This window comes from Streptomyces sp. NPDC005955 (genome assembly GCF_042871255.1).
Taxonomy (GTDB): Bacteria; Actinomycetota; Actinomycetes; order Streptomycetales; family Streptomycetaceae; genus Streptomyces.
This window is the reverse complement of sequence record NZ_JBIAIF010000007.1, coordinates 19,135-33,382: the sequence shown is the minus strand read 5'-3', so window position 1 is coordinate 33,382 and position 14,248 is coordinate 19,135. Positions and strand designations below refer to the sequence as shown.

12 protein-coding genes are annotated in these 14,248 nt (G+C 73.1%); 4 read left to right on the top strand and 8 right to left on the bottom strand.

What is annotated here, in order from left to right:
* Positions 1 to 37 precede the first annotated feature (37 nt).
* Complete coding sequence (gene lysS / locus ACFYOU_RS18535) at positions 38 to 1,771, bottom strand: lysine--tRNA ligase (RefSeq protein WP_389768633.1); 1,734 nt, start codon at positions 1,769 to 1,771, stop codon at positions 38 to 40.
* A gap of 272 nt (positions 1,772 to 2,043) precedes the next feature.
* Here lysS and argS point away from each other — a divergent pair, with 272 nt between their 5' ends.
* Positions 2,044 to 3,825, top strand: coding sequence for an arginine--tRNA ligase (argS, locus tag ACFYOU_RS18530; protein ID WP_391306868.1), 1,782 nt, complete (start codon positions 2,044 to 2,046; stop codon positions 3,823 to 3,825).
* A 385-nt stretch (positions 3,826 to 4,210) separates the two neighbouring features.
* A complete protein-coding gene (locus ACFYOU_RS18525) occupies positions 4,211 to 4,696 on the top strand; it encodes a beta-class carbonic anhydrase (protein ID WP_385494918.1) in 486 nt (161 codons plus the stop codon).
* On the opposite strand, the gene ACFYOU_RS18520 is transcribed toward ACFYOU_RS18525, so the two are convergent.
* The 7 genes from ACFYOU_RS18520 to ACFYOU_RS18490 form a co-directional block, all read right to left on the bottom strand.
* A complete protein-coding gene (locus ACFYOU_RS18520; RefSeq protein ID WP_391306866.1) occupies positions 4,680 to 5,891 on the bottom strand; it encodes an aminotransferase class I/II-fold pyridoxal phosphate-dependent enzyme in 1,212 nt (403 codons plus the stop codon). The two genes, ACFYOU_RS18525 and ACFYOU_RS18520, sit on opposite strands and share 17 nt — an antisense overlap.
* A 160-nt stretch (positions 5,892 to 6,051) precedes the next feature.
* On the bottom strand, positions 6,052 to 6,801 hold the full coding sequence (locus ACFYOU_RS18515; RefSeq protein WP_391306864.1) for a hypothetical protein: 750 nt from the start codon (positions 6,799 to 6,801) through the stop codon (positions 6,052 to 6,054).
* A gap of 176 nt (positions 6,802 to 6,977) precedes the next feature.
* Positions 6,978 to 7,859 (bottom strand): DUF3592 domain-containing protein, encoded by an 882-nt coding sequence (locus tag ACFYOU_RS18510; RefSeq protein WP_391306862.1) that lies wholly within the window; start codon positions 7,857 to 7,859, stop codon positions 6,978 to 6,980.
* 218 nt (positions 7,860 to 8,077) lie between these two features.
* A complete protein-coding gene (locus tag ACFYOU_RS18505) occupies positions 8,078 to 9,268 on the bottom strand; it encodes an ABC transporter permease (protein WP_389768716.1) in 1,191 nt (396 codons plus the stop codon).
* Positions 9,269 to 9,357: 89 nt separating this feature from the next.
* Positions 9,358 to 10,056, bottom strand: coding sequence for an ABC transporter ATP-binding protein (locus ACFYOU_RS18500; RefSeq protein ID WP_385494913.1), 699 nt, complete (start codon positions 10,054 to 10,056; stop codon positions 9,358 to 9,360).
* Positions 10,053 to 11,309 carry a peptidoglycan-binding protein gene (locus ACFYOU_RS18495; protein WP_391306860.1) on the bottom strand — a complete coding sequence of 419 codons (1,257 nt, stop codon included), beginning with the start codon at positions 11,307 to 11,309 and terminating at the stop codon, positions 10,053 to 10,055. The genes ACFYOU_RS18500 and ACFYOU_RS18495 overlap by 4 nt, the downstream gene beginning before the upstream one ends.
* Positions 11,310 to 11,329: 20 nt before the next feature.
* Positions 11,330 to 11,866, bottom strand: a complete 537-nt coding sequence (locus ACFYOU_RS18490) for a hypothetical protein (protein WP_391306858.1) — start codon at positions 11,864 to 11,866, stop codon at positions 11,330 to 11,332.
* A 276-nt stretch (positions 11,867 to 12,142) separates the two neighbouring features.
* Between ACFYOU_RS18490 and ACFYOU_RS18485 the strand changes: the two genes are divergently transcribed.
* Both ACFYOU_RS18485 and ACFYOU_RS18480 read left to right on the top strand, forming a co-directional pair.
* Positions 12,143 to 12,799 (top strand): response regulator transcription factor, encoded by a 657-nt coding sequence (locus ACFYOU_RS18485; protein ID WP_389768655.1) that lies wholly within the window; start codon positions 12,143 to 12,145, stop codon positions 12,797 to 12,799.
* The gene (locus ACFYOU_RS18480) at positions 12,796 to 14,178 is read left to right on the top strand and encodes an ATP-binding protein (RefSeq protein ID WP_391306857.1); all 1,383 of its coding nucleotides are present in this window, start codon (positions 12,796 to 12,798) and stop codon (positions 14,176 to 14,178) included. Before ACFYOU_RS18485 ends, ACFYOU_RS18480 begins: the two co-directional genes overlap by 4 nt.
* The last annotated feature ends 70 nt before the right edge of the window (positions 14,179 to 14,248 follow it).

Sequence of the window (14,248 nt, the reverse complement as noted above, 5' to 3'; positions counted from 1 at the left end):
GCCGGGGGCTCCCTGGTCGTCCTAGCGGTCCCGGGCGTCAGCCGCCGAGCAGCTTGCGCACCCGGTCGGCACCCACCGCGAGCAGCAGGGTGGGCAGTCGCGGACCGGTGTCCCGGCCGACGAGCAGCCGGTAGAGCAGCACGAAGAACTCGCGCTGGGCGACCTTCAGCTCGGCCGTCGGCTTGGCGTCCGGCTCCAGTCCGGCGAGGACCTTCGGCACCCCGTAGACCAGCGTGGTCAGCCCGTCGAGCGACCAGTGGGCGTCCAGCCCGTCGAGCAGCAGCCGCAGCGAGTCGCGGCCCCGGTCGTCGAGCGAGGACAGCAGTTCGGCGTCGGCGTCGGCCCGGACCACGGTCCGGGCGTCGGCGGGCACGTACCGCAGGATCCACGCCTCGGCCCGGTCGAGTCGGGGCCGGACCTCGTCCAGCGAGGTCAGCGGGCTCTGCGGGTCCAGCTCGCCGAGGATGCGCAGCGCCTGGTCCGCGTGGCCGCCGGTGATGTCGGCGACGGACGCGAGGGTGCGGTAGGGCAGCGGGCGCGGCGTCGTCGGCAGCGGACCCGCGGCGGTGCCCACGGCGCGGGCGTGCGCGGCGGCGTCGGCCGGCAGCACCGACCCGTCGGCGACCTTCGCGCCGAGCTTGTCCCACTCGTCGTAGAGCCGCTGGATCTCCTGGTCGAACGCGATCTTGAACGACTGGTTGGGCCGCCGCCGTGCGTAGAGCCAGCGCAGCAGCTGGGGCTCCATGATCTCCAGCGCGTCGGCCGGGGTGGGCACCCCGCCCTTGCTGGACGACATCTTCGCCATGCCGGAGATCCCGACGAACGCGTACATCGGTCCGATCGGCTGCTTCCCGCCGAAGATGGGCCCGACGATCTGCCCGCCGACCTGGAACGACGAGCCGGGCGACGAGTGGTCCACGCCCGAGGGCTCGAAGATCACGCCCTCGTAGGCCCAGCGCATCGGCCAGTCGACCTTCCACACCAGCTTGCCGCGGTTGAACTCGTTCAGCCGCACGGTCTCCGCGAAGCCGCAGCCCGCGCAGGTGTAGGAGAGCTCGGTGGTGTCGTCGTCGTACGCGGTGATGGTGGTGAGGTCCTTCTCGCAGCCGCCGCAGTACGGCTTGTACGGGAAGTACCCGGTGGCGCCGGAGGACCCGTCGTCCTCGGCGGCGGCGCCGGAGCCCTCGGCCGCCTCGATCTCGGCCTCGTCCAGCGGCTTCTGCTGCTTCTTGGGCGCACCCTTCTTGGTGCGGTACTGGGCGAGGATGGCGTCGATGTCGCCGCGGTGCCGCACGGCGTGCAGCACCTGCTCGCGGTAGGTGCCCGCGGTGTACTGCTCGGTCTGGCTGATGCCGTCGTACGCGACGCCGAGGTCGGCGAGCGCTCCGGTCATGGCGGCCTTGAAGTGTTCGGCCCAGTTCGGGTGCGCGGAGCCCGCCGGGGCGGGCACCGAGGTCAGCGGCTTGCCGATGTGCTCGGCCCAGGAGCCGTCCACGCCGTCGATGCCGGCGGGCACCTTGCGGTAGCGGTCGTAGTCGTCCCACGACAGCACGTGGCGGACCTCGCGGCCCCGGCGGCGGATCTCGTCCGCGACCAGGTGCGGGGTCATGACCTCGCGCAGGTTGCCGAGGTGGATCGGGCCGGACGGGGACAGGCCGGACGCGACGACGACGGGTTTCCCGGGGGCGCGGCGCTCCGACTCCTCGATGACCTCGTCCGCGAAACGGGAGACCCAGTCGGTGGTCTCGTTGCTCTGAGCCACGATCGGCACGTCCTTCTTTCCCAGTGTTCCCAGTGGTTCCCTGTGGCGGCGCCCGGGAGCGCTCCGTCCTCAGCCGACCGCCCCGCACGGGCGTGCGCGGGCCGTCCGTGCCATTCTCCCAGTTCCCCCCGCATGGGCGAAAACGCCTTATCAGTGGGCGCGGGGCGCGTGGGATACTTCGGTGCGGGCCCTCCGTGCGGTCGCGGTGAGCGCGGGCGTACGGGAGCGGCCCCGGAACCACCTCAGACAGCTCCGGAACCCGAGCAGAACGGCACCCACCCATGGCCTCGGTCACGTCCCTTTCCGCTTCCGTCCACCAGCGCCTCGCGACGGCCCTCCAGGCAGCCCTGCCGGAGGCCGGCGCCGCGGACCCGCTGCTGCGACGGAGCGACCGGGCCGACTTCCAGGCCAACGGCATCCTGGCCCTGGCGAAGAAGGCGAAGGCCAACCCGCGCGAGCTGGCCGGCAAGGTCACCGACGCGCTCCCCGCCGGCGGGGTGATCGGCGAGATCGAGGTGTCGGGCCCCGGCTTCCTCAACATCACGGTCACCGACCGGGCGATCACCGAGAACCTGGCCGCGCGGCTCGCCGACGGGGAGGGCCGCCTCGGCGTGCCGCTCGCCGCGGACCCGGGCACCACGGTCGTCGACTACGCGCAGCCGAACGTGGCCAAGGAGATGCACGTCGGGCACCTGCGGTCGGCGGTGATCGGCGACGCCGTGGTCCGGCTGATGGAGTTCGCGGGCGAGACGGTCGTGCGCCGGCACCACATCGGCGACTGGGGCACCCAGTTCGGGATGCTCATCGAGTACCTGATCGACCACCCGCACGAGCTGGACCGGGACAAGGACGACGACGGCGCCGCCGCCGAGGGCACCACCGCCATGTCGAACCTCAACCGCCTCTACAAGGCGGCGCGGACGCTGTTCGACGCGGACGAGGACTTCAAGGCGCGGGCCCGCCGCCGGGTGGTGGCGCTCCAGTCCGGCGATCCGCTCACCCGTGAGCTGTGGCAGCGGTTCGTCGACGAGTCGAAGGTCTACTTCCACTCGGTCTTCGACAAGCTGGACATGGAGGTCCGCGACCCGGACGTGGTCGGCGAGTCCGGCTACAACGACATGCTGGAGGAGACCTGCCGGCTGTTGGAGGAGTCGGGCGTGGCGGTCCGCTCGGAGGGCGCGCTGTGCGTGTTCTTTGACGACGTCAAGGGCGCCGACGGCAATCCGACGCCGCTGATCGTCCGCAAGTCCGACGGCGGCTACGGCTACGCGGCCACCGACCTGTCGGCGATCCGTGACCGGGTCTTCCACCTGAAGGCGTCCACCCTGCTGTACGTGGTGGACGCACGCCAGGCACTGCACTTCCGGATGGTCTTCGAGACGGCCCGTCGCGCGGGCTGGCTCGACGACGAGGTCCGGGCCGTGCAGCTGGCGTTCGGCACGGTGCTCGGCGCCGACGGCAAGCCGTTCAAGACCCGTGAGGGCGAGACGGTGCGGCTGGAGGACCTGCTGGACGAGGCGGTGCAGCGGGCCACGGCGGTCGTCCGGGAGAAGGACCACCTGGGGCAGCTGACCGAGGAGGAGATCCTCCAGCGGGGCACCCAGGTCGGCATCGGCGCGGTGAAGTACGCGGACCTGTCGACGTCCGCGAGCCGTGACTACAAGTTCGACCTGGACCAGATGGTGTCGCTGCACGGCGACACCAGCGTGTACCTCCAGTACGCGTACGCCCGCATCCGCTCGATCCTGCGCAAGGCGGGCGAGGCGCGGGCGGTGGCCCACCCGGAGCTGGCCCTCGAAGACGCCGAGCGGGCGCTGGGCCTGCATCTGGACCAATTCGGCGACACGGTGGCGGAGGCGGCGGCCGAGTACGCCCCGCACAAGGTGACCGCGTACCTGTACCAGGTGGCCTCGCTGTTCACCACGTTCTACGACAAGTGCTCGGTGTTGAAGGCGGACACGGACGAGCAGCGCGAGAACCGGCTGTTCCTGTGCGAGGTCACCGCGGCGACCCTGCGCCGGGGCATGGACCTGTTGGGCATCCGGACGCCTGAGCGGCTCTGAGTTCGGGCGGCCGCCCGTCGGGGTGTGCGGGGGCGTGGCCGTGGCCGGCTGCGCCCCCGTCCCTGTGGGGTCCCCCGTCCGGGGCGTGGTCGCGTGCGGGTGCGTTGGGGCTGGGCGCGCAGTTCCTCGCGCCCCTTTCAGGTGCGTCCCGGACGACGTGTGCGGTGCTGCACCGTGCGGCGCGGGTTGCGCAGTTCCCCGCGCGCCTGTCGGGGCGCGTCCGGGCGGGGTGTGGGTGTTTCCGGGGCGTTGCTTTCTTGTTTCTCTGTTGACGGAATTCCTGGTGCGTACGCAATTCGCCGCTACTGTTTCCCCGCCATAGCGGTACGGCGCCCGACCGTACGGACACGGGCGCCGATCTTCATATGAATGCGAGGTCCTGAACATGTCAGTGACCGATGAGTTCCTGGAGAACAACGCGACGTTCGCGACGACGTTCTCCGGACCCCTCTCCCTCCCCCCGAAAAGGCGGCTCGCCGTCGTCGCGTGCATGGACGCGCGCATGGACATCTTCTCGATCCTGGGCCTGCGCCCGGGAGACGCGCACGTCATCCGCAATGCGGGCGGGGTCATCACCGAGGACGTGATCCGTTCCCTGGTGATCAGTCAGCGTCTGCTCGGCACCCGCACCGTCATGCTCATCCACCACACGGATTGCGGAATGCTCACCTTCACCGACGATGAATTCAAACACGAGATCGAAGAGGAAACGCTGATCCGTCCGGCCTGGTCCCCGGAATCCTTCAAGAGTCTGGACGACGACGTCCGGCAATCGATCCGTCGCATCGAGACGAGCCCCTTCGTCCCGTACACGCGCATTCGCGGATTCGTGTTCGACGTGGCGACGGGGAACCTCAACGAGGTGAAGTGACCGCCGGATTCCGCAGCACCCGGGCGAGGCGTTCCAGTCCGAGTCGGATCTCGTCCGGGGTGTGGGTGACGAAGCACAGGCGCAGGGTCGCCGGGTCCGGGGCGTCGCAGTGGAAGGGCGCCCCGGGCACGTAGGCCACGCCCTCGGCGACCGCCTCCCGCAGCAGCGCCCCGGTGTCGTGGCCGTCGGGCAGCCGGGCCCACACGAACATGCCGCCCTCCGGACGGGTCCACGTCGACCCCGGGGGCAGGGCCTCGGCGAGCCCCGCGAGCAGCGCGTCCCGCCGCTGCCCGTAGGCGGCGGCCACGGTCCGCACATGGGCGTCGAGGTCCCGGTCGGCGAGGTAGCGGGCGGCGGCGAGCTGGTTGACGGTCGGCGTGTGCAGGTCGGCGGCCTGCTTGGCGACCGCGCAGGCGCGCAGCAGTGCGGCGGGCGCCCGCAGCCAACCGAGCCGCAGCCCCGGCGCCATCACCTTGGAGAAGCTGCCGAGCAGCGCGGTGCGGTCACGGGCGCCGTCGAGCGAGGCGATCCAGGGCACCCGCCGCCCCTCGAACCGCAGCTCCCCGTACGGGTCGTCCTCCACCAACCACAGTCCGCGGCGCGCGGCCACCTCCGCGACGGCGGTCCGCCGCTCCAGCGGCACGGTCCGCCCGGTGGGGTTCTGGAAGGTCGGCACCGAGTAGAACAGCTTGGGCCGCAACTGGACGGTGAGCCGGTCCAGTTCCTCGGGGTCCACCCCGTCGGCGTCCCCCGGCACGGCGACGACCCGGGCGCCGGCGAAGGAGAACGCCTGTATGGCCGCGAGGTAGCAGGGCCGCTCCACCAGGACGGTGTCCCCGGGGTCCACGAGCGCCTGCGCCAGCAGGGACAGCGCCTGCTGCGACCCGGTGGTGACGAGGACGTCGTCCGCGTCGGTGGGCAGCCCCCGGTCGGCGGTCCGCCGGGCGAGCGCCTCGCGCAGGACGGGTTCGCCCTCGGTGGTGGCGTACTGGAGCGCCCGTGCGGGGGTGCCCTCCAGCACCTCCCGGAAGGCGGCGGCGACCCCCGCGGCGTCGAACAGTTCGGGCGCGGGCAGCCCACCCGCGAAGTTGATCATCCCGGAGCGGCCCACGACGGACAGGATGTCCCGGACCGGCGACCCGCCCACGGCAGTGGCGCGGGCGGCGAACGGAGGGGGTGCCACGGCAGTGCTCACAAGGACTCCTGGAGGACGGGGCCCGACCGGGCCCGGCGGCTGTGGCCGCACCCTAGCGAGACGCATGCCGTGTACACCCACCGTTCCGCGATCCGGACAGCGGGCCCGGTCGTCCCGCGACCCCGGCGCCGGACAGGTGCACCACGGTGCCGGCGCCGGCTCACCCCACCGCGCCGGTCCGGGCCGTCGACCAGCGCATCCCGTCCGTGAGGTGCTCCAGGTACCCGGCGTCGGTGACCTTGACGACGACCTCCGCGTACGGCTGCTCCTCGAAGGGACGGCCGTCCAACAGCCGCCAGGTGCGCCAGTAGTCGAGGTCGGCGGACTCCGTCCAGGTCGCCATCTCCTCCAGGCCCGGCTCCCACTCGTCGGGCTCGACGGCGGCCACCTCGCTCCACAACGGCACGTTGCGCAGCGGCCCGATCTCGTACCCGGTGACGATGGCGGCCGCCCGACGGGCGAGTTCGTCGGTGTCCCGCAGGGTGCGGACGTACGGGGAGACGGCATCGCGCCCGGAACCCCCCAGGTCGTACACCTCGGCGGCCCGGCGCCGGGGTTCGAGGAGGGTGCTGCCGTCGTCGGACAGCAGGAAGCCCTCGTCCGTCACCCGCAGCAACCGCCCCGCGAGACAGGCGTGCAGATCGTGGAACTCCCCGGCGAGCCGCATGCCCGCCGCGATCTGCCGACCGCGCTCCGCGGAGAACGGGTACCGGTCGACGGGCCGCGTCACCGCCTCCTCCTCGTCGCCCAACCGACCGCGGTCCAGCCGGGCCCACGCATCGGCCAACAGCGCGACGGGGAAGGAGTTCTCGCGGGGCACCCGGACGGCGTCGGCGCCGAGGAGGTGTATCCGACCGCGGAAGGCCGGCCCCTCGACGCCGTCGACGGACACGGTGAACAGATCGGTCATGGAGAGTCCATTTCGCCCAGGCCACGGGTGATCACCGCCGACCACCACAGCCCAGACATTAACCGGCCCGACGCCCCGTCAGATCCACGGTGCTCCGGCCCCGTTCACGCGCGGTGGCCGACCCCGACCCGTCCGTCATCGCGACGGCCGTCGACCCCGGCGATCCGGACCACGCCTCACAGGTACGGGAGTTCACCCCGCTGCAAGGACTCCTCCACGTCCTCCCCCCGGTCGCACAGCGCGACCGGGATCGCCCGCTGGTCACCGGGGGCCAGCGGATCGACCCACACCACGGCCCGGTCCCCCGCCCGGGGCAACCGCCCGGCGTCGGCACCGACGTACGCCCGTTTGGTCACCCAACGCACCCTGCCCTCGTGGTCGGTGAACCGGACGACGACGTCCAGCCGCGGCCGCCCGGCGCCCTCGACCCCCGTCTGCGACACGTCGGTCACCTCGCCGGACACCCGACGCCCGGTACGGATGACCTCCCGTGCGCGGGCCTCGCGCCGCTGCCGCGCCCGGTGCCCCCGCACCGCCCGCGCCCACCGCAGGAGGAACACCGCCAGGAGCAGCGCGGGCACCCACCACCGCGCGGTCCAGGCGATCCACGGCCCGACGCCCCAGGACCCGACGACCACCCCCGCGGCATCGACGAACTCCCCCTCGCCGGGCGGTCGCACCCACTGCCGGCGGGCCCCGTACAGCAGTCCCGCAGCGCCGCCCAGATGGGCGAACCCGGCGGCGTACGAAGGGCCGTGGCGCGCGGTGCACCGACCGCCGCCGGACGGGCCTAGGAGCAGCGCCGCGATCAGCCCGCCGAAGAGGGCCCACAGGAACGCGGGGGTGTCGTTCACCGGGTACCGGTCCTCGGTGAGGTACGCCGACGCCACCGGGTAGGACGCCGCATCGGCCGCCCCGAACCCGCACAGCGCCCACAGCCCCCCGTACCCCACCAGGGCCGCCCACGTCCCGAACCCCGGCGGCGCCCCCGGACGGCCCGGCGCGGCCGCGCGCCGCGCCTCCTCGCGCCGTGCGGCGACCGGATCGACGGTACTCACCGACCACTCCCCCGACCTCGCCCGGCGGCACGCCCCAGCGGGCGCCGTCGCCCCAGGATCACGGTCGACGGGTCCCGTGTACAGCCCCGGGAATCACGCTCCGCACAGCGGAACGGGGCGGGAGGGCCCGCCGGTCCGGCATCCCCGCCGTACCCGCCGCCCGGGTCGCCCCGGGCGCCCTCCCGCCCCGCTCCGTCGCCGGCCGGCGACCCGTCACCTCAGGTCGCGGCCAGCGCCTCCGTCGGCGCCAGCCGCGAGGCCCGCACCGCCGGGTAGAGGCCCGCGATCCCCCCGATGACCAGGGTCGCCCCCACGCCGCCGGCGACCGCCCACAGCGGAACGACCGTCGGCCAACCCTGGTAGACCGCGAACCCGGTGGTCACCCCGGAGCCGAGGACGGCCCCGCCCAACCCGCCGAGCGCCGACAGCAACAGCGACTCCGCGAGGAACTGCGTACGGATCTGCCCCCGCGTCGCGCCCAACGAGCGCCGCAGACCGATCTCGGCCCGCCGCTCCAACACCGAGATCACCATGGTGTTGGCCACGCCGACCCCGCCGACCAGCAGCGCCACCCCGCCGAGCCCGAGCAGCAGCCCGGTGAACGCCTCGCCGGCGGCCTTCTGCGCGGTCAGCGCGTCGGACGGCCGGGACACGTTGACCTCGTCGGGCTGCTCCGGGTTGGCGGTCGCGCCGAGCACCGACTGCACCTGGGGCACCGCCGACTCCTTCGACCGCGTGTAGATGGTGGTCGCGTGCCCGTCGAACCCGAGGTACGAGGTCGCCCCCTTCCACCCGACCAGCGCCGCCACGTCCAACTCCGGTGCGAGCGGGGACTCTTCGAGGACCCCGACGACCGTGAACCAGCGCTTGCCGATCAGGACCCGGGTGTCCGGGTCGACCTTCCCGATGCCGAGCCGGTCCGCCGCGTCCGAGCCGAGGACGACCGCCGGGTACCGCCCGGTCGCCCCGTTCAGCCAGGACCCGGAGCGCAGCCCCGCACCGACCGCGGTCCGCAGGTCCTCGCGCGCCGCGAAGACCGAGATGCCGTTGGTCTCCGCCTTGGGGATGCGGTCGTTGCGGTACACATTGGCGTCCGCGACCTCCCCGATCGCCGAGACCGACTCCACCGGACCGATCCGCGACACCATGCGCTCCGCCGTCAACGGCAGCGTGGCCTGCTTGCCCATCATCGTGTTGCCGGGGCTGACGGTCAGCAGATTGGTGCCCAACGCGTCCAGGGTGCGGTCGAGTCCGGCGCGCGAGGAGGACGAGATGCCGACCACGCCCACCATCGCGGCGATGCCGATCGCGATGCCGAGCGCCGACAGGAACGCCCGCAGCGGACGGGTGCGCAGCCCCACCGCGCCGACCTTCAGCACGTCCCCCGCGGACAACCGCGCGGGCTTCAGCCGCGGCCGGGCCCCCGCCCCGCCGTCCGGGCGCCGGGCACGCCGCCCGGTGCCGTTGCCCGCGGCGGCCCTCGTCGCGGAACCCGCGCTCACAGCAGCGCCCCGTCCCGGCCCGGCGCGACGGCACGGACCTCGTCCGCGACCATCCGGCCGTCCCGCATCCGCACCTGCCGGGGCAGCGACTCGGCGATCTCCCGCTCGTGCGTGATCACCACGACGGTGGTCCCGGCGGCGTTCAGCTCCCACAACAGGTCCATCACCCCGGCGCCCGACTGGGAGTCGAGGGCACCCGTCGGCTCGTCGGCGAGCAGCAGCGCGGGCTCCCCGGCGACGGCCCGCGCGATCGCGACCCGCTGCCGCTCGCCCCCGGACAGCTCCTGGGGCTCGTGGTCGAGCCGGTGGCCGAGGCCGACCCGCTCCAGCACCTCCGCGGCCCGGCGGCGCCGCTGCCCGGACCGCAGACCGGTGTACAGCAACCCGTCGGCGACGTTGTCCAGGGCGGTGGTCCCGGCCGCCAGGTGGAAGCTCTGGAACACGAACCCGATCCGGGACGCCCGCAGCGCCGACAACTGCGCGTCGTTCAGCTCCCCGACCGCGTAGCCGTCGATGTGGACGTGCCCGGAGGTGGGCCGGTCCAGGGTGCCCAGCAGGTTCAGCATGGTCGACTTCCCGGAGCCCGACGGGCCGACGATGGCGACGAGTTCCCCCGGGGCGACGTACAGGGACACCCCGTCCAGCGCGCGCACCCCGCCGGGGTAGGTCCGGGTCACCCGATCCAGCTCGATCACTCCGGGATCCCCACCTTCGTGCCCTCGGTGAGGCCCTCGCCGGTGATCTCGACCCGGCCGTCGGCGAACAGTCCCGGTTCCACCGCCACGTAGCGGGAGGTGCCGCCCTCCACGACCTCGACGCCGAAACCGCCCTCGGAGAGGGCCAGCAGCGCGGCGACCGGGACGGTGAGCACGTCCTTGCGGGTGCCGGAGGAGAACTCCACGTCGACCGCGGCCAGCACGTAGCGGTCGGCGGCCTTGCGGCCCTTGGCGTCGGTCAGGCCGATGACGACCTCGACGGTGGTCTGGGCGTCCTCGCCGTCGGTACCGGGAGTGATGACCGTACTGACCTCGTTCACCACGCCCTTGGCGACGGTGTCGTCCGGCAGCACCACGTCGACCTTGGTGCCCTCCTTCGCCAACTCCTGGTCCGACGGGTCGAGTTCGACGGTGACCGCCTTGTCGATGCCGGTGTAGCTGAGGACCTTCCCGCCGGGGGTGAGCGCGGCGCCCTCCTCCGACTCGACGCTGTCCACCCGGACCTGACCGGAGGCGAACACGACCCGCCCCAGGTCCACGGTGCCGGTCTCCTTCACCCCCAGGTCCTCCTGCCACTCCTCGACGGCCGCGGCGGTCTTGTCGCTGAACTCGTCGTCGACGGTGAACCCGCCGCCGTACCCGAGCGCCACGAGGTTGCGCTCCAACTGCCGCACGTCCTCGCCCTCCACGCCCGAACGCAACGCCCGGTAGGCGGGCTTCGCCCCGTACAGCAACGTCACCGGCGCGCCGTCCACCTCGTACAGCGCCCCGCCCCGTTTGACGGTCGCACCGGCCTTCGGCACGTCGGTCAACGTGCCGCCGACCCGCGCGGTGGCCGTCCGGGAGGCGCCGAAGCCCAACGAACCGTCCTCGCTCTGCGCGTCCTTCAGGTCCCGTCGGTCCACCTCGGCGGTCTTCGGCGGCAGTGCGGAGTCGTCACGGGTCTCCGCGTCCGCCCCGCCCAGCCCGAGGGTGGCCGCCGCCACGGCCCCGCCCGCGACCAGCACCGCGATCCCGGCGAACAGCCCGCCGCGGCGGGTCCGCCGCTTGCGGCGGGCCGCCCGGGGCCCGGCGGACCCGGCCGCCGGGGCGTTCTCCGGGTCCTCCCGCACCTGCTCCGGGGCGGCCCCCTCCACGGGAGCGGCAGCGGCAGCGGTCCGTTCGGTCGCGGTCGGGTCGGTCGCCGTCGGCTCGGCAGCGGTCGGTCCGGTCGCGGCGGGTCGATCGGCCACCGGCCGCCCGTCCCCCGCCATCAGCCCTTGCCCTGACGCGTCAGTCCGCCGCCCTTGCCCAGCTTGGACTTGCACTCCTTGTCGGCCGCCTCGAAGTCAGGGTCCTCGGCGATGCTCCGGTCCAACCGCATCGACCCCTTCTCCGGGTCGGGGAACTCGTCCACCCCGTTCTCGCGCATGCACTTGGCGTAGTCGCGCATCCCGTTCATCGCCTTGGGGTCGCCGTTCTTCGCCAGGCCCTGCGGAGCCCACTTGCGGCACGCGGCCATCGCCTTGTCGGCCTTCGCCCGGTCCGTCTTCTTGTTGCTGCCCCCGCCGATCAGCACTCCGCCGTCGGGCCTCGGGTCCTCGACGTCGAGGCCGTTCTTGCGCAGGCACTCGGTCAACTTCAGGGCCCGCTGCTCCGGGCTCAGGCTCTCGGCGGCGCCGGGCCCCTTCGACTTCCCGCCGTCCGCCGAAGCAACCTTGTCGCCGCTGCCGCCGCTCCCGCATCCGGTGAGCAGCAGGGCGAGGGCCACGGGCACCGCAGCCAGCGCGCCCCGCGTCCTGGATCGCATCGTGTCGTCTCCTCTGGTCGTCTGGTCCACGGGGCGGGCCCGCCGTCAGCACGTCGCCCCGGCGGGCCGCCCCGTGGCACCGAGGGAACGCCATCGACTGTTTCTCCGGTGTTTCCGTCAACCCGCCGCAGATACAGGCCGGTTGATGGTTAACGGGGAAGAAACACGGCAGCCGGGACGATGTCCTGACAGCGGGCCCGCACCGGCCCGCCCCACCCCGCCGCGGACGACACCCCGGGCGGACCACGGACGGCGAGGAACGGCGGAGGACACGGCATGCGGGTACTCGTGGTGGAGGACGAACCCCTGCTCGCGGACGCCATCGCGGAATGGCTGCGCGGGGAGACCCACGCGGTCGACATCGCGTACGACGGAGCGGCGGCCCTGGAGCGGCTGACGGTCCACGCCTACGACGTGGTCGTCCTCGACCGGGACATCCCGGCCGTCCACGGCGACGAGGTGTGCCGCGAGCTGGTCGGCTGGGGCGCCGCCGCCCGCGTGCTGATGCTGACGGCGGCGGCCCAGGTCGCCGACCGGGTGGCCGGGCTGTCCCTGGGCGCGGACGACTATCTGACGAAGCCGTTCGCGTTCCCGGAACTAGCCGCCCGCGTCCACTCGCTGGGCCGCCGCTCCCGCCCCGCCGCACCCCCCGTGCTGCGCCGCTCCGGCATCACCCTGGACCCCGCCCGCCGCGAGGTGTACCGCGACGGACGGTACGTACCGCTGTCCCCCAAGGAGTTCGCCGTCCTGGCGGAGCTGCTGCGCGCCGACGGAGCACCCGTATCGGCGGAGACCCTGTTGGAGAAGGCATGGGACGAACACGCCGATCCGTTCTCCGGGGTGGTGCGACTGACCATCCTGAAGCTCCGCCGCAAACTCGACGCGCCCCAGGCCGTCGAAACGGTCACCGGCGTCGGGTACCGCATCCCGTGACCGCCACCCGCGACCGCCGCAGCCCGCGCAGCACCCGCCCCGACCGCACCCGCCGCGCCCTGCGGCTGCTGCCCCGCCGACTGGCCCCGCGCAGACTGACCCTGCGGGCCCGCCTCACCCTCCTGTACGGCGGACTGTTCCTGGTCGCCGGACTGGTCCTGCTGACCGTCACCTACGTCCTGTTCGACCAGCGGGCCGAGGAGACCGGGCCCAAGCTGATGCCCGACCCGAGCTCCGTCACGGTCAGCGGCTCCGTCACCGGTCCCGACGGGCCGGTGCCGGACCGCACCGCCCGCACCCGGGTCTACCTGATGAAGAACGGGGCGGTCCTCCAGGGCCAGGAGGCCGCCGCGGAGTTCCTCTCCGACGAACGCAAGCGGCTGCGGTCGGCCGCCGGAACGGCCCTGCTCACCCAGAGCAGCATCGCCCTGGTCGTGGTCGGCGGGGCGGCGGCCGGCCTCGGCTGGCTCGTCACGGGCCGGGTGCTGACCCCGCTGCGCCGGGTCACCGACACCGCCCGGCGGATCGCCGTGGCGCCCGCCGCCGACCGGGGCCTGCACGAACGCATCGCGCTGCACGGCCCCGACGACGAGGTGAAGGACCTGGCGGACACCTTCGACACCATGGTGGAACGCCTCGACCGGTCCTTCGACGGACAGCGCCGCTTCGTCGCGAACGCCTCCCACGAACTGCGCACCCCCCTGACCCTGGGCCGGGCCCTGGTCGAGGTGGCGATGCACCGACGGGACGCCTCCGAGGACGTCCAGCAGCTGGGCGAGAACCTGTTGGCGATCAACGTCCGGCACGAACGGCTCATCAACGGACTGCTGATGCTCGCGTCCTCCGAGAACGCGATCACCGAACGGGCCCCCGTGGACCTCGCGGACGTGGTGGAACACGTCGTCGCCCAGAGCGCCGCGGAGGCCGCCGCGGCGGAGGTCACCGTCGAGCACACCACCCAAGAAGCCCTCACCACGGGGGACGCGCTGCTCCTGGAACGCCTGGTGCACAACCTGGTGGAGAACGCGGTGCGCCACAACCACGGGCCCGGCGGGCGGCTGGAGATCACCACCGGCCCCGACGCCGCCGAACCCGGCAACGTCCAGGTGACCGTCAGCAACACGGGCCCCGTGATCCCCGCGTACGAGGTCCCGACCCTGTTCGAACCGTTCCGCCGCCGGGGCGCCGAACGACTCGTCAGCGCGAAGGGCGCGGGGCTCGGGCTGTCCATCGTCCGGTCGATCGCCCACGCGCACGACGGCGGGGTCACCGCCCGACCCCGCGAGGGCGGCGGCCTGACGATCACGGTGACGCTCCCGGCCGCCGAAGAACCCGACGGGTTCGCGGACCTCGACACTGACCATTCGGTGGGTATCTGACGAAGAAGTCAGTACTTGTGGGCTCCCACTCCCTGGAAGAGAATTTAGCCAACCACAAGTCGACGCGCTT